This is a genomic window from Xanthomonas sp. NCPPB 3761 (genome assembly GCF_041475705.2).
Classification (GTDB): Bacteria; Pseudomonadota; Gammaproteobacteria; order Xanthomonadales; family Xanthomonadaceae; genus Xanthomonas; species Xanthomonas phaseoli.
In genome coordinates, this window is record NZ_CM191262.1 from 351,283 (window position 1) to 375,878 (window position 24,596).

The following is a 24,596-nucleotide window of genomic DNA, read 5'->3' on the forward strand; positions in this document are numbered from 1 at the left end:
GGTTGTGCCGGCGCGCGCGGCGCAGTGCAATAAGCACCCCATGTCAGCTGTGGATGCCGCCTTGAGCCAGTTGTTCTCTCCCATCTCCTTCGGTCCGCTCGCGCTCGCCAACCGCATCGTCATCGCGCCGATGTGCCAGTACTCGGCACAGGACGGCTGCGCCAGCGACTGGCACCGCATCCACCTGGGCACCTTGTCGCAATCCGGCGCTGGCTTGCTGATTCTCGAAGCGGCGGCCGTGGTGCCGGAGGGGCGCATCAGTTACGCCGATCTTGGTTTGTACGACGACGCGACCGAGCAGGCCCTGGCCGAGGTACTGCAATCGGTACGACGCTGGTCGCCGATGCCGATCGGCATCCAGCTGGCGCACGCCGGCCGCAAGGCGTCGACCGATCTGCCGTGGAAAGGCGGCGAGGCCATCGCACCCGATCATGCATATGGCTGGCAGACCGTGTCTGCATCGGCGCTGCCGTTCCGCGCGGGGCAGCCAGCGCCGCAGGCACTGGACGAGGCGGGGATCGATGCGGTGGTGGATGCCTTTGTCGCATCGGCAAAACGTGCCGAACGGCTGGGCCTGGAGCTGATCGAACTGCACGCCGCACACGGTTATCTGATGCATCAATTCCTGTCGCCGTTGAGCAATCAGCGCAGCGATGCGTATGGCGGGTCGCTGGAAAATCGCATGCGGCTGACGCTGCGCATCTTCGATGCGGTGCGTGCGGCAGTGTCGGAAAAAATCGCCGTTGGCGTGCGTATCTCGGCCACCGATTGGGTCGAAGGCGGTTGGGATGTGCAGCAGAGCATCGCCTTGTCGCAGGCGCTGGATGCACGCGGCGCGCACTACATCCATGTCTCCAGCGGCGGGCTGGATCCACGCCAGCAGATTCCGCTGCAGGCGGGCTATCAGATTCCGTTCGCGCAGGAGATTCGCGCGCAGGTGAACACGCCGGTGATTGGCGTAGGCTTGATCACCGAGCCGGCGCAGGCCGAGGCGATCTTGCAGGAAGGCCAGGCCGACGCGATCGCGCTGGCGCGTGGCATCCTGTACGACCCACGCTGGCCGTGGCATGCCGCTGCGGCACTGGGCGCCTCGGTCACGCCGGCACCGCAATACCTGCGTTGCGAACCGCGCGATGCGCGGGGCGTGTTCGCCACCTGATTTGCACCTGACGTCATACCGAACAAGGACACCGCATGCCGATAGGATTTCTGGGCTTGGGCACGATGGGCCTGCCGATGGCGCACAACCTGCTGCGTGGCGGGTTCGCGTTGAGCGTCTGGAACCGTGCGCCCGAACGCGCCCAGCCGCTGCGCGAGGCTGGCGCCACGGTGGTGGAGCAACCGCACGATGCCGCGCACGGCCCGCTGCTGTTTTCGATGCTGGCCGACGACAACGCAGTGCGCCAGACCTTGCTGGAGCGTGGCGTACTGGATGCGTTGCCGGCAGGCAGCGTGCACGTCAACATGGCCACCATCTCGGTGGCGCTGGCACATGAATTGACCGCGCTGCATGCCGAACGCGGTGTGGCCTATGTGGCCGCGCCGGTGCTCGGGCGTGTGGACGTGGCCGAAGCCGGCAAGCTCAATATCCTGGCCGCCGGCGATGAAGCGGCCGTGGCTCGCGTGCAGCCGATGTTCGACGCGCTGGGGCAGAAGACCTGGTACATAGGTTGCGCACCGGAGCAGGCCAATGCAGTGAAGCTGGCGGCCAACTTCTGCCTGGCCAGCGCCATCGGCGCCATGGCCGAAGCCAGTGCGCTGGCACGCGGTCATGGCGTGGATGCCACGCAATTTCTGGGCATGCTCACCAGCACCTTGTTCGCCGCGCCCGCCTACCAGGGCTATGGCCGGCTGATCATGCAGCGCCAATACCTGCCGGCGGGTTTCACCGCCACGCTGGGGCGCAAGGATGTGGACCTGGCCATCCAGGCCGGCGCCGACAAGCAGGTGCCGATGCCGTTGGGCGAGCTGCTGCGCGCAGGGCTGGACGAGGCCATTGCGCATGGCGACGGCAATGCAGACTGGGCGGTCCTGGCGGAAGTCTCGGCGCGGCGGGCAGGGCAGGTGGCCTGATCACCCTTGCGCAACGTGGATTGAGCCCTGCGCAGGGCGCTTCGCTTCGCGCCACGGCGGCCCACCGCTTGCTCACCTCAACATGCAGCAGACCTTCTAAAATGCCGGCTCGTTACAGCCGCCGCTCCAGGGAGGATGCGATGCGACACCTGCATATCACGCTCGGTTCGACCGAGCGCGCGCCGCGCGCACTGGCGTGCGCCGGTGGCACACGATGACCGACGCACCGGTCATCAACCAGGGCCCGGTGGGCCCCGACCATCCCGAGCACCCGGACCACTACCTGTTCGCACAGATCCGCGAAGCGGTCAGCGTGCTGGACGCCGAGTTGGGCAAGCCGGTGGACCAGGCGAGCGAGCGCATGGCCGCGCGCCTGCTGCCGCTGGCCAAGCAGCATGGCTTCGATCAGGTGGACTACGTGGTGCTCAGCCGCCATCTGGGCGAGGTCGGCGAGAACGTGTTCCTGGTGCGTGGCGAGCTGTCCGATCCCGCGCATCTGCGTGCACATATCACAACGCAGGAAGCCATGGAAACATCGGTGGACGCATCGCTTGCGCAGCTGGACGAGATCAATCGGCGGCTGATGCTGCGTTTGCCGCCGCGCTGAGAGGCGTTGCGACCTGCGTGGCGGTGCCGCGTCACCGGCCATCGGCGCGTGATGCGCTTTACTGCCGCGCTGCACGTCATTTTGGCCGCACGTCATCGTGCAGCACGAGCGCAACGCGACCACGGTCAGCGTTGAACATCGGCTGGACGGCACACCGTTTCCTGAACCTGTTCGCACTGCAAAAGTTACCGACGCAAGCACTGCGTCGGTGATGTCGTGCATTGGCTATCATGCGCCGATGCGCTCCGACTACATCCTCACCCTGTCCTGTCCCGACCGTACCGGTATCGTCTATCGCGTGACCGGGCTGCTGTTCGACCTGGCCTGCAACATCCTCGACGCGCAGCAATTCGGCGACGACGAAAGCGGGCGATTCTTTCTGCGCGTGCATTTCCACAAACCGGCAAAGACCGACATTGCCGCGTTGGAGCAGCGCTTTGCCGTGCTGGCCGACGAATTCCAGATGACATGGCAACTGCACGACGCACGCCGCCGCGCGCGCCTGCTGGTGCTGGTGAGCAAGCAGGGGCATTGCCTCAACGACCTGCTGTTCCGCATGCACAGCCGGCAATTGCCGGTGGACATCGCTGCGGTGGTTTCCAACCACACCGACTTCGCGCCGTTGGCAGCCTCCTACGGCATCGCCTTCCACCATCTTCCGGTGGGCGCCGACACGCGCGCCGCGCAGGAAGCGCAGCTGCTCGCCCTGGTCGATGATCTGCAGATCGATCTGGTGGTGCTGGCGCGCTACATGCAGATCCTGTCGCCGCAGCTGTGCCGGGCACTGGCCGGGCGCGCGATCAACATCCATCACAGTTTTCTGCCCAGCTTCAAGGGCGCGCAGCCGTATCACCAGGCGCACGCACGCGGGGTCAAGATCATCGGCGCCACCGCGCACTACGTCACCGAAGATCTGGACGAAGGCCCGATCATCGAACAGGACGTCGCGCGCGTGGACCACGCCATGACCCCACGCGACCTGATCCGCCTGGGCAGCGACACCGAGTCACTGGTGCTGGCGCGCGCAGTACGCCGCCACGTCGAACACCGCATCGTGCTCAATGGACATCGCACGGTGGTGTTTCGATGATGCGGGGAGTCGGGATTGGGGATTGGGGATTGGGGATTGGGGATTGGGGATTGGGGAATGGGGAATCGGGAATCGCAAAATCAAAGGCCAGGGGCTTGCCCCGGACGGTTCCGTTTCGCAAGCCGATGTGAACCACAAGCTTCAAACGCGAAGTAGAAAAGACATTAACAACGCCCCGCTCCCCATTCCCCATTCCCCATTCCCCAATCACGGCTCAAACCGATACCCCGCCCCATAGACCGAGCGGACCCAGTCCTCGCCGCCGGCGTCGGCGAGCTTGCGGCGCAGATTCTTGACGTGGCTGTCGACTGTGCGGTCGGTGACGATGCGGTGGTCGGCGTAGAGCCGGCCCATCAGTTGCTCGCGCGAGTACACCCGCCCCGGGGCGGCGGCGAGGGTGCGCAGCAGGCGGAATTCGACCTGGGTCAGGTCCAGGACGCGGCCATGCACGCTGGCGCGACAGGCGTCTTCGTCGATCTGCAGGCCCGGTGCCGGTGCGCCGTGCGGGTCGTGACGATGACGGCGCAACACGGCCTGGACGCGCGCCACCACTTCGCGCGGACTGAAGGGCTTGCAGATGTAGTCGTCCGCGCCGATCTCCAGGCCCAGCAGGCGGTCGATTTCCTCCACGCGCGCAGTGACCATGATCACCGGCACCGCGCTTTCCTTGCGCAGGTCGCGGCAGATGTCCAGGCCGCCGCGGTTGGGCAGCATCAGGTCCAGCAGCACCAGGTCCGGCTGCTGCGCGCGGAATGCGCCCAGCGCTTGCGCGCCATCGGCGATCCAGTCGTGCGAATAGCCGGCCGCATGCAGGTACTCGCCCAACACCGCGGCCAGGCGCGGTTCGTCCTCGACGATCAGCACATGCCCGAGCGGGGACGCGCTGCTCATGCGGCCAGCGCCGGCAAGCGCAGCACCATGCGCAGCCCGCCCAGTGCGGACGCCTCGGCGTGGATCGAGCCGCCGTGGGCCTCGGCAATGTTGCGGCAGATCGCCAGCCCCAGGCCGCTGCCGCCGCTGGCACGATTGCGCGAGGCCTCGGTGCGGTAGAAGCGTTCGAACAAACGCGCGCGCTTGTCTGCATCCACGCCTGGCGCGCTGTCTTCGACCACCAGCTCCAGCATCGCGCCGCGGCGCACGCAGCGCACCTGCACCGTGCCGCCGGCGTCGGTGTAGCGCAGCGTGTTTTCCAGCAGGTTGCCCAGCAGTTGCTGCAGACGGCGCTCGTCGCCGTCCACCTGCAGCGGGCCGGCATCGATCTGCGCCTGCAGCTGCAGCTGCGCGGCGGCGAAGCGCGCGCGCAAGCCGTCCAGCACGGTTGCCAGGATGACCGCCAGATCGAGAGGAGCGCGCCGATACGCCAGCGCACCGACATCGGTCAGCGACACGTCGTACAGGTCTTCGATCAGCTTGCCCAGCTGGCCGACCTGCTGGTGCAGCGACCCCAGCGAGTTGGGTGTCATCGGCCGGATGCCGTCCTGCAGCGCTTCCAGTTCCGCGCGCAGGACCGCCAGCGGTGTGCGCAGCTCGTGGGAGATGTCGGCCATGAAGTCGCGCCGCGCGCGTTCGTTGTGCTCCAGCGCTTGCGCCAGCAGGTTGAAATCGCGCGCCAGCTGACCCAGTTCGTCGCGCGCGGCGGCGTCGATGCGGGTGGCGTAGTCGCCCGCAGCCAGCAGGTGGGTGGCTTGGGTCAGGCCACGCAGGCGCCGCAGCAAGGTGCGCGACAACAGCCAGCCGAGCAGTGCGGCGACCAGCAGGCAGGCGCCGCCGATCGCCCACCACGCGCGTTGCTGCGCGGCGTAGAAGCGCGCGTCCGCCGCCGCCAGCGCCTTCTGGAACGGCAGCATCGCCATCCAGCCGACAGTGCGGCCACCAACCACCACCGGGCGCAGGATGTCGTGGCGGCCGACCTCCGGATTGCCGATCACCGGCCTATAGTCCTGGTCGAGCAGTGCGAAGCGAAACACCGCACCGGTCTGGTCGGAAATCGGCGGTGCCTCGCGCGGCGGGCCGGGGCCACGCTCCGGGCGCATCAGCACGAACCAGGCATCGGGGTTGTCGCGCACGAACTCCCAGCTGCCGTGCCGCGCGTATTCGGCCCTGACCCGCGGCAAGGTCTCCTGCATGCGCTCCACGCCCTGTTCGTTGAGGTAGTCCAGGAATTGGCGTTTGACGAAGGCCTGCACCGCGATGCCGTTGATCAGCAGTACGGCCACGCACGCGGCGAGGATGGCGAGAAACAGCTTGGCGGTGATACCCAGTTTCATCGAAGAGGTGATGCGAAGCGCGGTAACCGCAGCTGCTGCGTATTAGCCGGGTCGGGCCAGGGGAAATCAAGCGAATCGACGCCGCTGCCGGCAATCTCCAAATTTGCTGCACATTCGCGCCGTAGCGTGGCCACCTTCGGATAAACCGTGAGTTCGCCGCATGCTGCCCGTCGCCGCCCATCGTTTTCGCACTGCGTCCCTGCGCTGGCTGCTGCTTGCGGCCGTGGCCACGCTCATGGCCGCGTGTTCCTCCAGGCAGCCGCCGCAGATGCCGCAGACGCAGGTCGGCGTGCAGACGCTGAAGGTGCAGCGGCTGGCCGTGGACCAGACCTTGTCCGGCCGCACCGTGGCCTACGTCACCGCGGACGTGCGCCCGCAGGTCGGCGGCATTCTGCGCAGGCGGCTGTTCACCGAAGGCCAGGACGTCCAGGCCGGGCAGGTGCTGTACGAGATCGATCCGGCCAGCTACCAGGCCGCATACGACACCGCCAAGGGCGATCTGGCGCAGGCCGAGGCGGCGGTGTTGTCGGCCAGGCCCAAGGCGCAGCGCTACCAGACCCTGGTCGGGCTGGATGCGGTCAGCAAGCAGGATGGCGACGATGCGTTGGCCACGCTGCGCTCGAACGAGGCGGCGGTGGTCGCGGCCAAGGCGTCGCTGCAGACCGCGCGCATCAATCTCGACTACACCCGCATCACCGCGCCGGTGTCCGGCCGCATCGGCACCTCCAGCTACACGCCGGGCGCGCTGGTCAGCGCCGGCCAGAGCGAGGTGCTGGCCACCATCAACCAGCTCGACCCGATCTATGTAGACCTCACCCAGTCCAGCGCACAGCTGCTGCAGTTGCGCCGCCAGCTCGATGCCGGCCAGCTCAAGGCGGTGGATGGCAAGGCCGAGGTGACGCTGCAACTGGAGGACGGCAGCACCTATGCGCACACCGGCACGTTGGAGGTGGTGGATGCCGCGGTGGATACCGCCACCGGCACGGTGAAGCTGCGCGCGGTGGTGCCCAATCCCGAGCGCGTGCTGCTGCCGGGCATGTATGTCACCGCGAAGCTGTCGATGGCCGTGGACGAACAGGCCATCCTGGTGCCGCAGCAGGCGATCAGCCGCAACAGCAAGGGCGAGGCGTTGGCCATGGTGGTCGGCAGCGACCACAAGGTCGCGCAGCGGGTGCTGACCACCGGCGATGCGATCGGCGACAAGTGGGTGGTGCGCCAGGGATTGAAGGCTGGCGACAAGGTCATCGTGCAGGGCCTGCAGAAAGTGTCGGTCGGCGCCGAGGTCAAGGCCGTGGAAGCGAGCCAGGCCGCTGCGGCCGGCACGACCGCCAACGCCTCGCCATCCCCGCAAGGCGACGCCGCGGCGGCGCCCAAGGCCGACTGAGGAACCGCCATGGCCCGTTTCTTCATCGACCGTCCCATCTTCGCCTGGGTCATCGCCATCGTGATCACCCTGGCCGGCGCGCTCTCGATCCTGTCGTTGCCGCTGGAGCAATATCCCAACATCGCCCCGCCGACGATCAATGTCAGCGCCACCTACACCGGCGCCTCGGCGCAGACCGTGCAGAACTCGGTCACGCAGATCCTCGAGCAGCAGATGACCGGGTTGGACCATCTGCTGTACATGTCCTCCAGCAGCAGTTCCGCCGGCACCGCCTCCATCACCCTGACCTTCGACTCCGGCACCGACCCGGACACCGCCCAGGTGCAGGTGCAGAACAAGGTGTCGCAGGGCGAGGCGATGCTGCCGGAGGCGGTGCAGAGCAATGGCGTGACCGTCACCAAGTCCATGGGCAGCAGCATGTTCATGGTGCTGGCCTTCACCTCCGAAGACGGCAGCATGGACAGCACCGACATCGGCGACTACATGGTGTCCACGCTGCAGGATCCGATCAGCCGCATCAACGGTGTCGGCGGAGTCAACGTGTTCGGCTCCGAGTATTCGATGCGGGTGTGGCTGGATCCGGAGAAACTGCGCACCTACGCGCTGATGCCCGCGGACGTGAGCACCGCGATTGCGGCGCAGAACGCCGACGTCTCCTCCGGCGCGTTGGGCGCGTTGCCGGCGGTGCAGGGCCAGCAGCTCAACGCCACGGTCACCTCGCGCAGCAAGCTCAAGACCCCGGCGCAATTCGAGGCGATCGTGCTGAAGTCGCAGCCCGGCGGCGCCACCGTGTATCTGCGCGACGTGGCGCGGGTGGAGCTGGGGTCCAAGTCGTATGCCTCCAGTTCCAAGTACAACGGCAAGTCGGCCTCGGGCATGGGCCTTGAACTGGCGACCGGCGCCAACGCACTGGATGCGGCCAAGGCGGTGGAAGCCAAGCTGGAACAACTCAAGCCGTATTTCCCCGCCGGGCTGAAGTACGAGATCGCCTACGACACCACGCCGTTCGTGCGCATTTCCATCGAGGAAGTGGTCAAGACCCTGCTCGAGGCAATCGTGCTGGTGGTGTTGGTGATGTACCTGTTCCTGCAGAACTGGCGCGCCACCCTGGTCCCGGTGATCGCGGTGCCGGTGGTGCTGCTGGGCACCTTCGGCGTGCTGGCGTTGCTCGGCTATTCCATCAACACGCTGACCATGTTCGCGATGGTGCTGGCGATCGGTTTGCTGGTCGATGACGCCATCGTGGTGGTGGAGAACGTCGAGCGCCTGATGAGCGAGGACGGCATGTCGCCGCGGCAGGCCACCCACACCTCGATGGGGCAGATCTCCGGCGCACTGGTCGGCATCGCCCTGGTGCTGACCGCGGTGTTCCTGCCGATGGCGTTTTTCGGCGGCGCCACTGGCGAAATCTACCGCCAGTTCTCGGTGACCATCGCCGCAGCGATGCTGTTGTCGCTGCTGGTGGCGTTGACCCTGAGCCCGGCATTGTGCGCCAGCCTGCTCACGCCGGTCGCGCACGGTGGACAGGTGTCGCGCAAGGGCGTGCTCGGGCGCTTCTTCGCTTGGTTCAATGCCCGCTTCGACCGCAGCGCCGATGGTTATGGCCGCGGCGTGGGCAAGTTGATCGGCCATCGCAAACTCGGCGGGCTGGTCTATCTGATGCTGCTGGTGGTGATGGCGGTGTTGTTCTGGCGCCTGCCCAGTTCGTTCCTGCCCGACGAAGACCAGGGCATGTTGATGGTGATGTTCACCACGCCGGCCGGCGCCACCCAGCAGCGCACGCAGCAGTCGATCGATCAGGCCACCAGCTTCATCCTCAAGCAACCGGAAGTGGCGGGGATGATGACCATCTCCGGCTTCAGCCTTGCCGGCAGCAGCCAGAACTCGGGCATGGGTTTCATCAAGCTCAAGGATTGGGCGCAGCGCGACGCGCCTGCGCAGGAGATCGCCAACCGCATTACCGGCGCGATGATGGGCACGCTGCCGGATGCGCAGGTATTCGCGCTGTCGCCGCCGGCAATCAACGGCCTGGGGACCAGTTCCGGTTTCACCTTGCAGTTGCAGGACGTGGCCGGCAAGGGCCACGACGCGCTGGTCACCGCGCGCCAGCACCTGCTGCAGCTGGCCAACGCCGACAAGGACCTGACTGCCGTGCGCTTCAACGGGCTGGAAGATGCGCCCACTTACCGCGTGCAGATCGACGACGCCAAGGCCGGCGCGCTGGGTCTGAGTGCTTCGGACATCAACGCCACGCTGGCCACGGTGATGGGCGGCAGCTATGTCAACGATTTCCTCAACAACAACCGGGTCAAGCGCGTCTACGTGCAGGGCGAGGCGAGCGCGCGCATGCTGCCTGCCGACATCGGCCGCTGGTACGTGCGCAACAGCAGTTCGGAGATGGTGCCGTTTTCGGCGTTCTCCAGCAGCGCGTGGGCGTATGCGCCGCAGGTGCTGAGCCGCTTCAATGGCGTGGAGTCGATGGAGATCACCGGCAGCGCCGCCAGTGGCATCAGTTCCGGCGAAGCGATGAACGGCGTCGCCGGCTTGGTGGGCAAGATCGGCAAGGACGTGGGTTACGCCTGGTCGGGCATGTCCTACCAGGAGCAGGCCGCCGGCGCGCAGACCTGGATGCTGTACGCAGTGTCGCTGGTGTTCGTGTTCCTGTGCCTGGCCGCTCTCTACGAAAGCTGGTCGATCCCGATCTCGGTGATGCTGGCGGTGCCGGTGGGCATCGTCGGCGCACTGCTGGCAACGTGGCTGCGCGGGCTCTCCAACGACATCTATTTCCAGGTCGGCCTGCTGGCGACGATGGGCCTGGCGGCCAAGAACGGCATCCTGATCGTGGAGTTCGCCAAGGAACTGGAAGAGAAAGGCCAGCCGCTGATCGAAGCGACCCTGCATGCCGCGCGCATGCGCTTGCGCCCGATCGTGATGACCTCGCTGGCGTTCCTGCTCGGCGTGCTGCCGATGGTGGTCAGCAGCGGCGCCGGTTCCGGCGGACGCCATTCGCTGGGCACCGGTGTGTTCGGCGGCACGCTGGTCTCGACGCTGCTGGGCATCTTCTTCGTGCCGTTGTTCTACGTGGTGGTGCGCAGTGTGTTTCCTGGTAGGGCGTCTGATCGCGCGACAGCCGCCGAGACGTTAGAGGTGGCCCCGTGATGCGTTACCGCGTTGCAAGTGTGGCAGTGGCCTGCGCCATCGCCTTGAGTGGTTGCGTCAGCATGGCGCCGCAGTACGCGCGCCCGGATGCGCCGGTGCCCAGCGTGATCGGCGACACCGGCAGCACCGGCAACGCAGGCACCGGCATGCCGAATGTGGCCGCCCTGGATTGGCGACAGGTGGTGACCGATGCGCGTCTGCAGCAGGTGGTCGCGCTGGCGTTGGACAACAACCGCGACCTGCGCGTGGCGGTGCTCAATATCGAGCAGGCACGCGCGCAGTACCGCATCCAACGTGCAGACCTGTTTCCTTCCGTCGATGCCACGGTCTCGCACACCGCGCAGCGCGCCGCTGCAGCGACCAGTTTCACCGGCGCGCCGCAGATCATCCGCAGCGCCAGCGGTCAGGTCGGCATCAGCAGCTGGGAGCTGGATCTGTTCGGCCGCATCCGCAGCCTCAAGAACCAGGCCCTGGAAAACTATCTTGCCAGTGAGCAAACCCAGCGCAGCACGCGTCTGAGTCTGGTCGCTGAAGTGGCCAACGACTGGTTGACCGTTGCCGCCGACCAACAGCGTCTGGCCCTCGCGCAACAGACCCTGGACAGCCAGCGCCAGACGCTGCATCTGACCGAGCTGCAGCACGACAATGGCATCGTGTCCGGCCTGGATCTGGCGCAGATCCAGACCAGCGTGGAAAGCGCGCGCGCTGATGTGGCCAACTACACCACCCAGCTGGCGCAGTCGCGCAATGCCTTGAATCTGGTAGTGGGCACCTCGGTGCCGGCTGCATTGCTACCTGCCAGCGATGCGATCGAGACGGGCGTGGCACTGGCGCCGTTGCCGGCCCAGCTGGAATCACGGGTGTTGTTGCAGCGCCCGGACGTGCTGTCGGCCGAGCACACGCTCAAGGCCGCCAATGCAGATATCGGCGCGGCACGTGCGGCCTTCTTCCCCACCATTTCGTTGACCGCCAATGCCGGGCGCGGCAGCGATGCGTTGTCCAGCCTGTTCGATGGCGACCATACGTGGTCGTTCTCGCCCAGCGTGAGCTTGCCGATCTTCCGCGCCGGTGCGTTGAAGGCCGAACTGGATGTAGCCACCTTGCAAAAGGACATCACCATTGCGCAGTACGAATTGGCGATCCAGACCGCCTTCAGTGAAGTGGCCGATGCGCTCGCCGAACGCACCCAGCTCGAAGAACGCATGCATGCGCAACAGGCGATGGTGGCCGCCGCACAACGCAGCTTCCGCCTGTCGGATGCGCGCTATCGCAGTGGCGTGGACAGTTACCTGGTGGCGCTGGATGCGCAGCGCACGCTCTACAGCGCACAACAGACACTGATCAGCCTGCGGCTGACCGAGGCGAGCAATCGGGTGACCCTGTACAAGGTGCTCGGCGGTGGCGCCGATGCGCAATCGGTCGTGGTATCAACCCAAGCCCCGGCCCCGCAACGCTAGCGCCGGATGCAACGCGATGCCCGGCGCACGCACCGGCCATCGCACCGCAGATCAACCGGTCTTACCGGGCCGCATTCGCATTCATCACTGCATTGCGGTTGGCATCCAGATACTGCGCCGGGTCGCGCATGCCGGTGGTGTGGCATTGGCCGGTGGTGTGGCCGCGATTCACGCCCCCCGGCAGCTGCGCATTGACCTGCTCCACCGTGCCGTCTTCCGGATCGTTCAAGACCAGATCCGAGGCAGCGTTGCAGTAGTCGTTGGTGTACCAGTTGGTCTTGGCGAACGAGGTGGTGTAGTAGTTGACCTTGGCGCGCGCGTCGGCCGGAATGCCGGCCAGCCACGCCTTGGCGCCGTCGTAGGTCATGTCGCTATTGGTGCCGCAGCCCACGCCGAACCACGAACCCACCGCGGCCAGCACGCCGGACAGATTGGTGCCTTGATACGGCGTGCCCACCGATTGCATCACTCGCCCACCGCTGGCGTTATCCAGCCCGCTCCAGTAGTAGGTATACAGGTGCAACGCGGCCATGCCGCCCTGGCTGTGCGCGACCGTGGAGAACGACGACCATTGGCTGGCGAACTGCGCGATGCGCTGCGCGAACTGGTCGTTGCTGCGGTTCTGCTTGGCATCCAGGAACGTCGATGCATTGGTGAATTGCGCCTGCGGCCACACACCGTTGGAGCAATAGCCGTGCACCAGCACCAGTTGCGACGTGGCGGCCTGGGGCTGTGCCGTCGCCATCGCAGAAGCCAGCGCAGTGGGGCGCGGGCCCATGCGCATGCTCTCGTCGATCGCCGCGCTGGCGCGGGCGATACTGGCACGGCGCAACGCAGGTACTTGTAGCGGCAGCGTGCCGGCCTGCACCAGCGGAATGTAATGGTCCGGGTCTTCGATGCGTAGGTTGCGCAGCGTAAACGGTGCCCGCGCACCGGCACGCGCAATCCAGCGTTCGTCCAGACTCAGTGGCAACTGGCCTTGCTGCGGCGTCAGCATGCCGCCGATCCACGCCACTGGCACATCCCTGCCCTTGGCATCGGTGCCCCATATCTGGCCGAACACGCGGTAATGCGACGGCACGTTGCCACGCGCCGCGACCGGCAGCGCAATCGTCAGCCGCGTGCCCTCTGCAGCGCGTGCGCCCAGTGCATTGCCGAGCAGACGCAACGACGTATCCACCACCGGTACCACATGCTCGCTGGTCCGCACGAACGGCTGGCCAGCCTGGTCATGCCCATGCACGATGACCTGCGCAATCCAGGTGCCCTCGCTGGTCGGTTGGAACGTGCCGCCGTACACGCCATCGCCAGCGGCGCCATCGTCGTGCTTGCCGTCGTCGGCCATCGGCACGCTGCGCACACCGCCTTGCGGATCGATCACACGCAGGCTCGCCTGGTCGATCGTTCCGGCTTGTGCCGTCAGCAGCGTGGCGCCGCGTACATCGTTGCCGCCCAGCAGCGCATTGAGCGTGAGCGACCGGCCAACCTGCTGCTGACGCGTGCGCAGGTACGAAGCAAGCTGCGTGCGCGCATCGCCTTCCATCAGCACGTAGCCCCGCTGCGCCACCGGCGAGGACGACTGCAGCGTCAATGACCAGGCGCCGTTGCGCGCCGACTCCACAGCGTAGCGCATGCCGCTGGTGCCATGCTCGGCGCTGCCCAGCAGCGTGCGCTGCGCTTGCAGCGGCGTCGCCACCGCGGCGGTGCGCGCGCCGGCAAGCTCAGGTGCAGCCACCGCAGCATCCCAGACCTGATCGCCTGACAGCACCATGAAGCGCAGGCGCCCGTTTTCAACGGGCAAGTTGCCTTGCCAGCGTGCGGATTGACCGGCCGGTGCCAGTTCCACCGGCAGCAATGCACTCTTGGACAAGATCGCCGACTCGGCCGGATCTGGGGCACGCATTTGCGCGAACTCTTCCGGTGGACCAGCCAATTGTTTGGGCTGCAACTCGGCCGCCGCAAGCGGCGCACAGAGCAGTGAGAGGGAGCACAACAGCGACAATAGCGACGGCTTCGGCATGACAAGATCTCTCCGTGAGCATTGCAGAAGCGATGCCATCGCGCATGGCAACGACATCGGATGCAGCGCCCCCTCGCCGCGATTCGTCGATGGTTATACCGCGCTCTTGTGACAGGTCTGCTGTGCGCTGCAACACTCGCGGCGCTGCGCGCAGCTGGCCAGGAATCAACGAGCAAACAGGGTGATCGGAATGGCGGGTGCAGCCTTGGTGCAGGCAAAAGCACGCAGCGCTTGCAGACAGAATTCTGCTTCAATCTCGCGCACTGCCGCCGTAGAGGCCAGATTGCATTGGCCAACCGGGGATGCAGCGCATTCGGCTGATCTCATCCTGGCCGACCTCGCGGCGGACTCATGGCCCGACCAGCAACGGTGTGACCGCCTCGAGCCCGCGTTCACGAACACACAGACAGATTTGGTTTTACGCCTGATCCGCAGGCTCGGAGCCAACCAGACGCTGCGAGGCATTGCGAGAGCGATATTGCGCAACCCATTCCACCGACTGGGCGATGCCGCCGAACGGAAACAGGTGCAGGCGGACATCTCCATGCGCTTGCGTCAGGCGGCTGACGAGGCGATCGACAAAGCGATCTGGCCCCGCGTTCCCGAACAACTTGCCAATGGAGATGCCATGGTTCGAGAGCACCGACGCGCAGGCGCCGACGCCGCAGCGTGCCGCATAGCGTGCGAGGACAGCGACGCTGGCCGGGCCAGGCACGCCCACCCGCACCGGATGGCTCATGCCACGCGCGCGCAGCGCTTCCAGCCATGTCACCACGAGGTCGGCATCGAACCCGAACTGCGTCACGATCAGGGGCGCCATGCCGCGCTCCTGGATGCTGCGACACTTGCGTTCCAGTACGTCCCATTGTTCTGTCGTGCGCATGATCGGATGTCCCTCCGGATGACCCGCTACGCCGACGCTGCGGATGCCTGCGCGTTCAAACACACCGGTCTCGATCAGCGACACGCTGTCGGGAAACGGGCCCTTCGCAGTAGCGGGATCGCCCGCAATCACCAGGCAGCGGGTGACGCCGGCCTCATCGACCAGGCGCGCGACGGATGCCTGCAGTTCCTCAGGCGAGCCGATGCGACGCGCGGAAAGATGCGGTACCGGTTCGAAACCCAGGCCGCGCACCGTCCGTGCTGCGGCCAGCCGCGCAGCCTCGTTCTGGCCTGGCAAGTAGGGAATGAACATGGCGCAGCCAGGCACGATGCGCGGCGCTGCGTTGGTCAACGCGCCGATGTCCTTGACGCTGACCTCCAGCGAATAGGCGTCGGTAACGGTGCTCGCCAGGTGTGGCGTGTCGGTAGAAATCACGGGTCTTGCGGTCTTGTCATGATGATTGGGTGGCGTCGTCACACGCACCGATCGGCGGGAAGCAGCGCGGAATCCACGTGTGGTTGCGTGGCACTGGCGAAAGGCTCAGTCTTCCGGCGCGTCATCGCCGTAGAACTTCACGCCGAGTTGAATGCGCTTGCGGCCGCTCTCCACACGATGCCGATTGGTGTCGCGCAGGGAATAGACGCAACCGCAGTATTCCTGTTGATAAAAGTGTTCGCGCTTGCTGATCTGAATCATGCGCGAGGCGCCGCCGCCGCCCTTGCGCCAGTTGTACTCCCAATACATCAGGCCGGGATACCTGGCCGCAGCGCGGACGCCGCAGTCGTTAATCTGCTGCATGTTTTTCCAGCGCGAGATGCCCAGCGAACTGGTGATTACCGGAAAGCCGTGCTCGTGGGCATACAGCGCCGTGCGTTCAAAGCGCATGTCGAAGCACATGGTGCAGCGCACGCCGCGCTCAGGCGCGTTTTCCATCCCGCGTGCCCGCTCGAACCAGTTGTCCCGATCGTAGTCGGCATCGATGAAGGGCACGCCGAACTGTTCGGCAAAACGCACGTTCTCGTCCTTGCGCAACTCGTATTCCTTGCGCGGATGAATGTTGGGGTTGTAGAAAAAGATGGTGTAGTCGATGCCCGAGGCCAGCATCGCTTCCATGACCTCGCCAGAGCAGGGCGCGCAGCACGAATGCAGCAAGACCTTGGCGTGGCCATCAGGCAGTGGCAGTGGCATGCGCTGGGCAGTGGAATCCATCAGTGGGGTCCTTGCGTGGAGGCAGTGGCATTGGCCGGCGCACGCGCCAGTTCGATAAACGCGCGCAGGTAATCGATGCCGATGTCCGCCTCGCGTGCGCCCAGGTAGATCTGCTTGGGGATGCCGCGCGCACCCAGCCGCACCGGCACCACGTCCATCCTGGCCGCATATTCCTCCACCAGCCAGCGCGGCATGGCAGCCACGCCGCGGCCGCTGGCCACCATCTGCATCATGATGTCGGTGGTTTCGATGGCCTTGTGGCGCCGCGGGGTAACGCCGGCCGGCAACAGGAACTGGCTGTAGATATCCAGGCGCTCAAGATCCACCGGGTAGCTGATCAGCACTTCGCGCGTGAGCTGCTGTGGCTTGACGTAGGCCGCCGACGCCAGCGCATGGCGCTTGGCCACCACCAGCACCTGCTCATAGTCGAACACCGGCTCGAACCTGAGCCCTGGCTTGAACAGCGGGTCGGGTGTGACCAGCAGATCGATCTCGTAGCCGAACAAGGCGCCGATGCCGCCGAACTGGAACTTCTGCTTCACGTCCACATCCACATCCGGCCAGGTGGCCAGATACGGCGCCACCAACTTGAGCAGCCACTGGTAGCAAGGATGGCATTCCATGCCGATGCGCAGCGCACCGCGCTCGCCCTGCGCAAACTGCCCCAGCCGCTCTTCGGCCAGATCCAGCTGTGGTAGCACCCGGTTGGCCACCGCCAGCAGGTACTGGCCGGCCTGAGTCAGGCGGAGGCTGCGGCCCTCGCGCAACCAGATGTCGGTGCCCAACTGCTGTTCCAGCTTCTTCATGCTGTGGCTCAGCGCCGACTGGGTCAGATTCAGCACGCCGGCAGCGGCTGTCAGCGAGCCTTGCTGCTCGACCTGCTGGACGATGGTGAGATGGATGCGCTCAAGCATTCAATGATCCGAATTCATGGATTGTTGAAATAACACCATTTTACTTCATCGAATGCGAGCCCTAGCATCGGGTTCGTTGTTCAGTCGCTGCCGCTCGACGGTTCAGACCAATGCCCGGCCCATGGGTCGGACCGCCATCTTCCGGCGCGCTGCACGACATCCCCACCGTCAAGGTTTCCCAGCATGACTGTCAAACACCCACTCCGCGTCGTTGCGGTCTCCGGCGGGATGCAACGCCCCTCCAAGGCTGTCGCCCTGGCAGAACACCTGCTGGCGTTGATCGCCGATCAGGTGCCGTGCGAGCGCCATCTGGTCGAAATTGGAGCGTTGGCACCGCACTTCGCTGGCGCGCTCTGGCGGACCCAGGTGCCTGGCGCGGTGGAGCAGGCGCTGCGCCTGGTGGAGCAGGCCGACATCCTGGTGGTGGCAACCCCGGTCTACCGCGGCTCCTTCACCGGGCTGTTCAAGCATTTCTTTGATTTCATCGATCAAGACGCGTTGATCGACACGCCCGTGCTGCTCGCCGCAACCGGGGGCAGCGACCGCCATGCGTTGGTGATCGACCATCAGCTCCGCCCGCTCTTCAGCTTCTTCCAGGCACGCACCCTGCCGCTGGGCGTCTACGCCACCGACCGCGACTTTCTCGACTACCGCGTGCACAACGAGGCGCTGGCCGAGCGGGCCAGGCTGGCGGTACAGCGGGCATTGCCTTTGATCGAGCTGACCCGGCATGCGCGGTCCATCGCCGCGCAGGGCGTGGCTGCAGCCTGAGGGCCCAGCTCGCGATCGCCAGGAAACCGGAGCAGCAGGCGAGCGCGCACTGCTCCAATTCCCGGCCTGCATGCCGCCGGCATTCGCCGTTACGCAGCGCATGCGCGTTCCCATCTCAGAAACAAGGCAGCAGTTCGCAATGACTCACGCATTGAATTTCGCCATCAAGAGCCTGCGCTTCGATGAGGACTACCGTCCCTCGGCCACGACGCGCAATACCACCAATTTCGCCAACCTGGCCAGAGGTCAGCGACGCCAGGAAAACTTGCGTAACACGCTGGCGATGATCAACAACCGCTGCAACGACCTGGCGCACTGGGATAACCCCAACCGCGACCGCTATGCGCTGGAGCTGGACATCATTTCGGTCGAAATGCAGATCGGCGAACGCGCGCTGGACGATGCGTTCCCGTTGATCGAGATATTGAAGCCCACCATCGTCGATCGGCACACCGGTGCGCGCATCGACGGCATTGCAGGCAATAATTTCTCTTCCTACGTGCGCGACTACGATTTCAGCGTGCTGCTGCCCGCGCACAACCAAGACGCGTCCGGCTTCAACATTCCGGACGATTTTGGCGACCTGCACGGCAAGCTATTCAAGCACTTCGTGCACTCGCACGCGTACTGCGCGCATTTCCGGAAGTCGCCGGTCATCTGCATCAGCGTCTCCACCAGCAGAACCTATCACCGCACCGGCAACCAGCATCCCATCCTGGGGATCGAATACCGGCAGGACGCGTTTTCGTTAACCGATCAGTATTTCGAAAAGATGGGCCTCAAGGTGCGCTATTTCATGCCGCCCAACAGCGTTGCGCCCTTGGCGTTCTACTTTTTCGGCGACCTGCTCGGCGACTACACCAACCTGGAGCTGATTGGCACCATCGCCACGATGGAAACGTTCCAGAAGATCTACCGGCCAGAAATCTACAACGCCAACGCTGCAGCGGGGCCGACCTATCGGCCGAGCCTGAAGCATCAGGATTATTCGTCCACCCAGATCGTCTACGACCGCCAAGAGCGCAGCCAGCTCGCCGTGACGCAGGGCAGATTCACCGAAGAGCATTTCATCCGGCCCTACGGCAGCCTTCTTGCGCAGTGGGCGTCCAGCCACGCTTCCTAATCAACCAGAACCCACGATATCCCTCACCATGACCAAGCTGCTCCCCACCTCAACCGCCGGTAGCCTGCCCAAGCCGTCCTGGCTTGCCCAGCCCGAGACCCTGTGGTCGCCCTGGAAATTGCAGGACGCCGAACTGATCGAAGGCAAGCAGGATGCATTGCGGTTGGCGCTGCAGGAACAGCAGCATGCCGGCATCGATATCGTCAGCGACGGCGAACAGACCCGTCAGCATTTCGTCACCACCTTTATCGAACATCTCAGCGGTGTCGATTTCGAAAAGCGCGAGACGGTGAGGATTCGCGACCGCTACGACGCCAGCGTGCCGACCGTGGTCGGCGCGGTCAGCCGCCCAACGTCGGTGTTCGTGGACGATGCCAAATTCCTGCGTCAGCAGACCCGCCAGCCGATCAAGTGGGCGCTGCCGGGCCCGATGACGATGATCGACACCCTCTTCGATGCGCACTACAAAAGCCGCGAAAAACTGGCATGGGAGTTTGCCAAGATCCTCAATCAGGAGGCCAGGGAACTGGAAGCCGCCGGCGTGGACATCATCCAGTTCGACGAGCCGGCCTTCAATGTCTTCTTCGACGAGGTCAACGACTGGGGTGTTGCCACCCTGGAACGCGCGGTGGAAGGGCTGAAGTGCGAGACCGCCGTCCACATCTGCTATGGCTACGGCATCAAGGCCAATACTGACTGGAAGCAGACGCTGGGCTCGGAGTGGCGCCAATACGAAGAGTCGTTTCCCAAGCTGCAGACATCCTCGCTCGACATCATTTCGCTGGAATGCCACAACTCGCACGTGCCGATCGATCTGATCGAACTCGTCCGCGGCAAGAAGGTGATGGTCGGTGCCATCGACGTGGCAAGCAGCACGATCGAGACACCGCAGGAAGTGGCCGAGACGCTGCGCAAGGCGCTGCGCTTCGTCGATGCCGACAAGCTCTATCCCTCCACCAACTGCGGCATGGCACCGCTCGCCCGGCACGTGGCGCGCGGCAAACTCAGTGCACTCAGTGCAGGCGCGCAGATCGTGCGTGGAGAGCTGTCGGCTTAGTCCCGCTGCCACGGCAGTGCGCCACGTGCCGTCGGGCGGGCCTGGCATGCGCGCGAACGCAGCAGATGGCGGTCGTGTATGGCGTCCACTTCATCGCCAGCGGTTGCGCACGGGCGTCGCCGGAGCCTGATCGCTCCGGCGCCACGCGGGGCGCAACGCGCATGGCCCACGCATCTCATCGCAGGCCGCAGGATGCCCTTCCGGCCTTCAGCCGCTGCGTGCAACGCGACGGAGTGCATGCCAGGCCGTCAGTAGCGGCACCAGCAACGAGGTGACGATGACCGCGCTGGCCACCAGCGCTGTCGCAGCCGGCGCCGCGGATGCGAACTGCGGCGCCATGCCGGCGATCAGCGCCGGAGTGGCCACGGCGGCACCCGCCGTGCTGGAGGCGGCCACCCCGGCCGTGCCGTTGCCGCCGCCGATCCAGCGGTCGGCCAGTAGCAAGGGCAGCCCGGTGATCACGATGACTGCCACGCCCAGCAGCACCCCGCTTGCGCCGGTACGCGCGATTGTCGACAGATCCAGCGTGTTGCCGAGCGCGAAGCCGAAGAAGGGCACCATCGTCTTGGTCGCCTGTGCGAAGAACTGCCGCAATTCCGCGTCGAGATTGCCCAGCGCAAAGCCCAGCAACAGCGGCAGCACCGCACCGACGAACAGCCGTGGGTCGAAGCTGGCCAGGCCGCTGGCACCCAGGATCAGCATGGAGATCAGCGGGCCCGATTCCAGCGACATCAGCACCACCGCACCTGCGTCTTCGCTGCTGCCGTATTGCTGCATCAATGCGGCGTACAGCCCGCCGTTGGTCATGTCCATCGCAGCTACCAGCGCCAGGACCGACAGCCCGGCCAGCGGCCCGCTCGGCACACCGCCGATGGGAAGCAATGGGGCGCACAGCATTGCGATGAGCCAGGCCACCGCGATCTTGGTCAGCACCAGGCTGCCCGAACGGCGCAGCACCCGTCCGGAGGCGCGCAGCTGGATGCTCGCTCCCATGCAGAAGAACCACACCGCCAGGATCGGAACGGTGCCGCTGATCAGGCCGTTGCTGAAAGACCCCAAGGTACTGCCGGCCTGCGGCCAGAGCGTGTGGCAAAGCGCCCCGAGCAACAAGGGGACCAGCATCATCCCGCCAGGAAGCCGCTCCACCGTGGCCTTGATGCGCATCTGCGTTCCAGTGAGCGCGTCACCACGCGCGAGGCTGGCAGCATCGCGCAGGCACCTGCGTGCATGCAGATCCCGGCGCGAACGCACGCAGCCGCACACGAATACGCCGGTCATGACCGCCGCAGCAGCCATGACCGGCGCTGCCCACCTTGCTCAGTAATTGACCTGCAACTGCAGACGCAGCAAATCGCCTTCCACGACCGGATACGGCGCGGTGCTGACGTCGGTGCGCTTCATCTTCGAATAGGCGAACACCAGTTCCAGCGCATCCATCGGCTGCCATTCGACACCGGCTTCCACTTCGTCCAGGCGCATGCGCGGGGCATTGGTGTCGAACTTGGAGCCGCCGCGGTAGGTCTGCCATTTCAGATAGGGCAGCAGCGTGCCGTAGTTGAAATCGTGCTTGAACATGGCCTGCACATAGCCACCGCTCAACGAGCGGGTGCGGATGCGGCGCTGGGCCACATCCAGTTCCGGGCCACGGCCCACCGTCCACTCCGCCTGCAGGCCGAACGGCTGCGGGTAGTAGATGATGTGCGCAGCCACGCGCTGGTCGGTATAGCCACTGGGCTCGGTAATCGCCGGGGTAAAGCTGCGGCCACCGATGTTCACTGCCGCCGCAGTCGGTACGAAGCGCCCGCTGTACGCATCGGCGCCCACTTCCAGGTACTGGCCGTTGGCGAACTTGAACGGGTAGGTGGCGTGCACCACCGCGTGCATGCTGTCGTTACGCTCGGCACGGTTGGCGCCCTGGCCGTTGGACACACCGGCACCGATCACGCCGTAATCGCCCGAGCCTTTCAATCCCGACTTGACCAGGTCTTGGAAGCGGCCCTTGGCCACGGTAGGGCTGTAATAGAACACCGCACCGATATCGCGTTCGTCGCGCAGGCCCGAGTTGAGTGCATCGGCACGGTCCAGCGTGAGGCGGTTCTGGCTGGACTGCAGGTTTTCCCAGCCGTACGGCATTTTCGACTGGCCCACGCGCACGCGGTACTCGCGCTTCTTGTCGAAGAAGATATCGGCGTAGGCATCGCGCAGCTGCGCGAAGTTGGAGGTGGTCGAGCCGGTGGGCGTGCTGGCGAAGTCGGGCTGGAAATACAGCGACACATGCTCGTTGAGATCGCCGCTCAGCACCAGGCGCGCACGCCGGATGCCCAGGCTCTGGTCGTTGCCGATGAAGCGGTCGCCCGGCGCGCGCAGGTCCTGCGCATCGCCACCGATGCCCTGGTTGTAGCGGATCTGGGTGTAGCCGCGCAGGCTGAGTTTGTCGTACCACTTCTTGCCGGCGTCGCCGGACTTGGCCGGCGCTGGCGTTGCAACCGGCGCAGGCGCAGGTGCGGCCTGCGCAACGGCTGTGTCGGCGGGCGTGGCGGCGCCCAGCGCGGGCGGGAGCGGTTGCGCAGGCGTTGCCGGCATCGCCGACGCCGGCAGCTTGCCGTTTTCGTCCACCTGCACGAAGGTGCCCAGCTTGTCGCGACCTGGCGCCGGCTCGGCGAAGATCTGCTTGGTCTTGCGGTCGACGTACAGCTCCAGCTCGGCGGCCAGCGTGCTGCCGCTGGCGGTCGCGCTGAGGGCGCACAGAACAGTGGCGAGATTGCGTCTTTTCATTGGTCCGGCTCGTGCAAGGGAAACGGGTCGGCGGCTGCGTCGATCCGGTGCTGCCAAGAGGGCGGCTGCACGGCGTGGAAGCGCCTGCCAGGCGCCGGTCGTCCTGACGTAGCGGCAATGGCAGCAGTTATATTTAGATTTGATGTCAGTTTGGTGACACTGCCCGGCTTTGCTGCAGCGGGCCTTGTGTCACGGTCGTGTCGGGGCGATGGCAGTTATGCGACCACTGTGAGGCAAGCCCAGCTGCGCACGATGTGGTGGAGGCGCTCGTACAAAACTGCCTGCGGGAACGTGCGGCCGCAGCACGACGAGATTGCGCGCGCGCCATCCATGCTCCGACGTTGAGCATCGCCGATGGCTGCGCGGCAGTACCTGCTGGATTTGCCGGCGTGGGGCGCGCCTGCGCCACCCTTGCGTCTGGGCAAGCACCTGAGTGGCACAAGCATGTGAGCGGCAGCGGCTCGGTCACGTTGCCGTGTGTTGCGGCGGCGGTGCATCGCGCCGTGTCCAGGCTGTGCAGGTCTCCAGCGTGAGCAGCTACCAGGGTCACGTCGGCTCGATCACTGCACCATGCATTGACCAACGGCGATGCGCGCGGTTGCTGAGCGGCTGTTGGCGCAGCGCCACTGCCGATCGCCTCAACCGATGCCGCTGGTCCAACGCACTGGCGAACTTCCCGACACACCCGGCCACGCCGATCAGCCGGCCATCGCCGACGGTCGCATGGGGTGAAGCCGCACGGAGGTCGCCGTGATCCCAGGCGGTCACGGCACACCTGCGCAACCCTGCGCCAGCGATCACGTGCCGAACGCCCCGCCAGCGCCGTGGTCCCAGCGGTGGCTCAGCGCACTGCGAGTGCCGACGCCACCGCGTCGCGCAACGGCGTGGTGGGGCGGCCGATCAACCGACTCAGCGTATGGCTATCGTCGAACAGGTCACCGCCACGCGAGGCCGCCGAGCACTGCGCCAGCACCTGCGCAAAGCCGGCCGGCAGGCCGATCTGCACCAGCGCTGCCGCGTAATCGGCTTCCGGCAGGTCGTGATAGGCGACCGGCTTGCCCGACTGTTGCGCCACCTCGGCGGCGTACTCGGCCATCGTGAAAGCGGTATCGCCTGCCAACTCGTATACCTGCCCGGCCTGTTGGGCATCCGAAGCCAGCACTGCTGCAGCGGCCGCAGCATAGTCGGCGCGCGTGGCGGCGCTGATCCTGCCGTCGCCCGCACTGCCGATCACTGCGCCATGGGCGACTTCCGCGGCGATCGAGCCGGTGTAGTTCTGGGTGTACCAGCCATTGCGCAGCAATGCGTACGGCACGCCGCTCTCGCGCAGCAGCGCTTCGGTGGCCACATGCTCGGCGGCCAGCGACAGCGTGCTGGTATCGGCATGCAGGATGCTTGTATACGCCAGCAATTCCACCCCGGCGCGCTTGGCCGCCTCGATCACGTTGCGGTGTTGCGGCACGCGCTGGCCCACTGCATTGGACGAGACCAGCAACACGCGGCCTACGCCGGCGAAGGCCGCGTCCAGGCTGTGCGGGTTCGCATAGTCGGCCTGACGTACCGCGATGTCGCGTTTTGCGAACTCGGCAAGTGACGCGGTATCACGGGCCGTTGCTACGATGCGGTTGGCAGGCAGATGGCCAAGCAGCGCTTCGACAACCAGCGCACCCAACTGCCCGCTGGCGCCGGTGACAAGAATCAGGGGGGATGCAGATGTCATGACGGGTTCCGGTAGGTTTGCATAAGAGATTTGGTCTACTATCTAGACCTAACTGGTCGCCCGCATAGTGTCAGCCCCGCGCGGGCT

General features: G+C 65.7%; 19 protein-coding genes and 1 pseudogene. 11 read left to right on the forward strand and 9 right to left on the reverse strand.

The window, feature by feature from the left end; all coding sequences use genetic code 11:
* Nucleotides 1–61 precede the first annotated feature (61 nt).
* The 4 genes from ACCQ00_RS01555 to purU all read left to right on the forward strand — a co-directional run bounded on the left by ACCQ00_RS01555 (nucleotide 62) and on the right by purU (nucleotide 3,770).
* The gene (locus ACCQ00_RS01555; RefSeq protein WP_080948991.1) at nucleotides 62–1,159 is read left to right on the forward strand and encodes an NADH:flavin oxidoreductase/NADH oxidase; all 1,098 of its coding nucleotides are present in this window, start codon (nucleotides 62–64) and stop codon (nucleotides 1,157–1,159) included.
* Nucleotides 1,160–1,194: 35 nt separating this feature from the next.
* A complete protein-coding gene (locus tag ACCQ00_RS01560) occupies nucleotides 1,195–2,073 on the forward strand; it encodes an NAD(P)-dependent oxidoreductase (protein WP_039574159.1) in 879 nt (292 codons plus the stop codon).
* Nucleotides 2,074–2,287: 214 nt separating this feature from the next.
* A complete protein-coding gene (locus ACCQ00_RS01565) occupies nucleotides 2,288–2,680 on the forward strand; it encodes an XVIPCD domain-containing protein (protein ID WP_017157625.1) in 393 nt (130 codons plus the stop codon).
* A gap of 211 nt (nucleotides 2,681–2,891) precedes the next feature.
* The gene (gene purU / locus ACCQ00_RS01570; protein WP_017157624.1) at nucleotides 2,892–3,770 is read left to right on the forward strand and encodes a formyltetrahydrofolate deformylase; all 879 of its coding nucleotides are present in this window, start codon (nucleotides 2,892–2,894) and stop codon (nucleotides 3,768–3,770) included.
* A 207-nt stretch (nucleotides 3,771–3,977) separates the two neighbouring features.
* On the opposite strand, the gene ACCQ00_RS01575 is transcribed toward purU, so the two are convergent.
* Together ACCQ00_RS01575 and baeS are read right to left on the reverse strand one after the other, a co-directional pair.
* The gene (locus tag ACCQ00_RS01575; RefSeq protein ID WP_017157623.1) at nucleotides 3,978–4,661 is read right to left on the reverse strand and encodes a response regulator; all 684 of its coding nucleotides are present in this window, start codon (nucleotides 4,659–4,661) and stop codon (nucleotides 3,978–3,980) included.
* Nucleotides 4,658–6,037, reverse strand: a complete 1,380-nt coding sequence (gene baeS / locus ACCQ00_RS01580) for a sensor histidine kinase efflux regulator BaeS (protein ID WP_039575169.1) — start codon at nucleotides 6,035–6,037, stop codon at nucleotides 4,658–4,660. Before baeS ends, ACCQ00_RS01575 begins: the two co-directional genes overlap by 4 nt.
* A gap of 160 nt (nucleotides 6,038–6,197) precedes the next feature.
* Between baeS and ACCQ00_RS01585 the strand changes: the two genes are divergently transcribed.
* From ACCQ00_RS01585 to ACCQ00_RS01595, 3 genes are read left to right on the forward strand one after another with little or no spacing between them, the layout of a single operon-like run.
* A complete protein-coding gene (locus tag ACCQ00_RS01585) occupies nucleotides 6,198–7,421 on the forward strand; it encodes an efflux RND transporter periplasmic adaptor subunit (RefSeq protein ID WP_039575167.1) in 1,224 nt (407 codons plus the stop codon).
* Nucleotides 7,422–7,430: 9 nt separating this feature from the next.
* The gene (locus tag ACCQ00_RS01590) at nucleotides 7,431–10,580 is read left to right on the forward strand and encodes an efflux RND transporter permease subunit (RefSeq protein ID WP_039583961.1); all 3,150 of its coding nucleotides are present in this window, start codon (nucleotides 7,431–7,433) and stop codon (nucleotides 10,578–10,580) included.
* Nucleotides 10,580–12,037 (forward strand): efflux transporter outer membrane subunit, encoded by a 1,458-nt coding sequence (locus ACCQ00_RS01595; protein WP_039575163.1) that lies wholly within the window; start codon nucleotides 10,580–10,582, stop codon nucleotides 12,035–12,037. The genes ACCQ00_RS01590 and ACCQ00_RS01595 overlap by 1 nt, the downstream gene beginning before the upstream one ends.
* A gap of 61 nt (nucleotides 12,038–12,098) precedes the next feature.
* Here ACCQ00_RS01595 and ACCQ00_RS01600 read toward each other — a convergent pair whose 3' ends face one another.
* The 4 genes from ACCQ00_RS01600 to ACCQ00_RS01615 all read right to left on the reverse strand — a co-directional run bounded on the left by ACCQ00_RS01600 (nucleotide 12,099) and on the right by ACCQ00_RS01615 (nucleotide 17,063).
* On the reverse strand, nucleotides 12,099–14,057 hold the full coding sequence (locus tag ACCQ00_RS01600) for a choice-of-anchor X domain-containing protein (protein WP_039575161.1): 1,959 nt from the start codon (nucleotides 14,055–14,057) through the stop codon (nucleotides 12,099–12,101).
* Nucleotides 14,058–14,475: 418 nt separating this feature from the next.
* Nucleotides 14,476–15,375: a methylenetetrahydrofolate reductase gene (locus tag ACCQ00_RS01605; RefSeq protein WP_039575159.1), complete on the reverse strand. Its 900-nt coding sequence runs from the start codon at nucleotides 15,373–15,375 to the stop codon at nucleotides 14,476–14,478.
* Nucleotides 15,376–15,480: 105 nt separating this feature from the next.
* Nucleotides 15,481–16,149: an epoxyqueuosine reductase QueH gene (locus ACCQ00_RS01610; RefSeq protein ID WP_039575157.1), complete on the reverse strand. Its 669-nt coding sequence runs from the start codon at nucleotides 16,147–16,149 to the stop codon at nucleotides 15,481–15,483.
* Nucleotides 16,149–17,063, reverse strand: coding sequence for a LysR family transcriptional regulator (locus tag ACCQ00_RS01615; RefSeq protein WP_017157615.1), 915 nt, complete (start codon nucleotides 17,061–17,063; stop codon nucleotides 16,149–16,151). The genes ACCQ00_RS01610 and ACCQ00_RS01615 overlap by 1 nt, the downstream gene beginning before the upstream one ends.
* Nucleotides 17,064–17,246: 183 nt before the next feature.
* On the opposite strand from ACCQ00_RS01615, the gene msuE reads away from it, so the two are divergent.
* The 3 genes from msuE to ACCQ00_RS01630 all read left to right on the forward strand — a co-directional run bounded on the left by msuE (nucleotide 17,247) and on the right by ACCQ00_RS01630 (nucleotide 20,014).
* A complete protein-coding gene (gene msuE, locus ACCQ00_RS01620) occupies nucleotides 17,247–17,834 on the forward strand; it encodes an FMN reductase (RefSeq protein ID WP_039575154.1) in 588 nt (195 codons plus the stop codon).
* A 139-nt stretch (nucleotides 17,835–17,973) separates the two neighbouring features.
* Complete coding sequence (locus tag ACCQ00_RS01625; protein ID WP_039575152.1) at nucleotides 17,974–18,957, forward strand: DUF1852 domain-containing protein; 984 nt, start codon at nucleotides 17,974–17,976, stop codon at nucleotides 18,955–18,957.
* 28 nt (nucleotides 18,958–18,985) lie between these two features.
* On the forward strand, nucleotides 18,986–20,014 hold the full coding sequence (locus tag ACCQ00_RS01630) for a methionine synthase (RefSeq protein WP_017157612.1): 1,029 nt from the start codon (nucleotides 18,986–18,988) through the stop codon (nucleotides 20,012–20,014).
* 207 nt (nucleotides 20,015–20,221) lie between these two features.
* On the opposite strand, the gene kdgT is transcribed toward ACCQ00_RS01630, so the two are convergent.
* Nucleotides 20,222–21,178, reverse strand: a complete 957-nt coding sequence (gene kdgT, locus ACCQ00_RS01635) for a 2-keto-3-deoxygluconate transporter (RefSeq protein ID WP_039575175.1) — start codon at nucleotides 21,176–21,178, stop codon at nucleotides 20,222–20,224.
* Nucleotides 21,179–21,331: 153 nt separating this feature from the next.
* A complete protein-coding gene (locus tag ACCQ00_RS01640; RefSeq protein WP_039575149.1) occupies nucleotides 21,332–22,789 on the reverse strand; it encodes an OprO/OprP family phosphate-selective porin in 1,458 nt (485 codons plus the stop codon).
* 252 nt (nucleotides 22,790–23,041) lie between these two features.
* Here ACCQ00_RS01640 and ACCQ00_RS01645 point away from each other — a divergent pair.
* Nucleotides 23,042–23,239 (forward strand): annotated as a pseudogene (locus ACCQ00_RS01645) (hypothetical protein).
* Between the two features lie 391 nt (nucleotides 23,240–23,630).
* Here ACCQ00_RS01645 and ACCQ00_RS01650 read toward each other — a convergent pair.
* Nucleotides 23,631–24,509, reverse strand: a complete 879-nt coding sequence (locus ACCQ00_RS01650) for an SDR family oxidoreductase (RefSeq protein ID WP_039575146.1) — start codon at nucleotides 24,507–24,509, stop codon at nucleotides 23,631–23,633.
* Nucleotides 24,510–24,596: the final 87 nt, after the last annotated feature.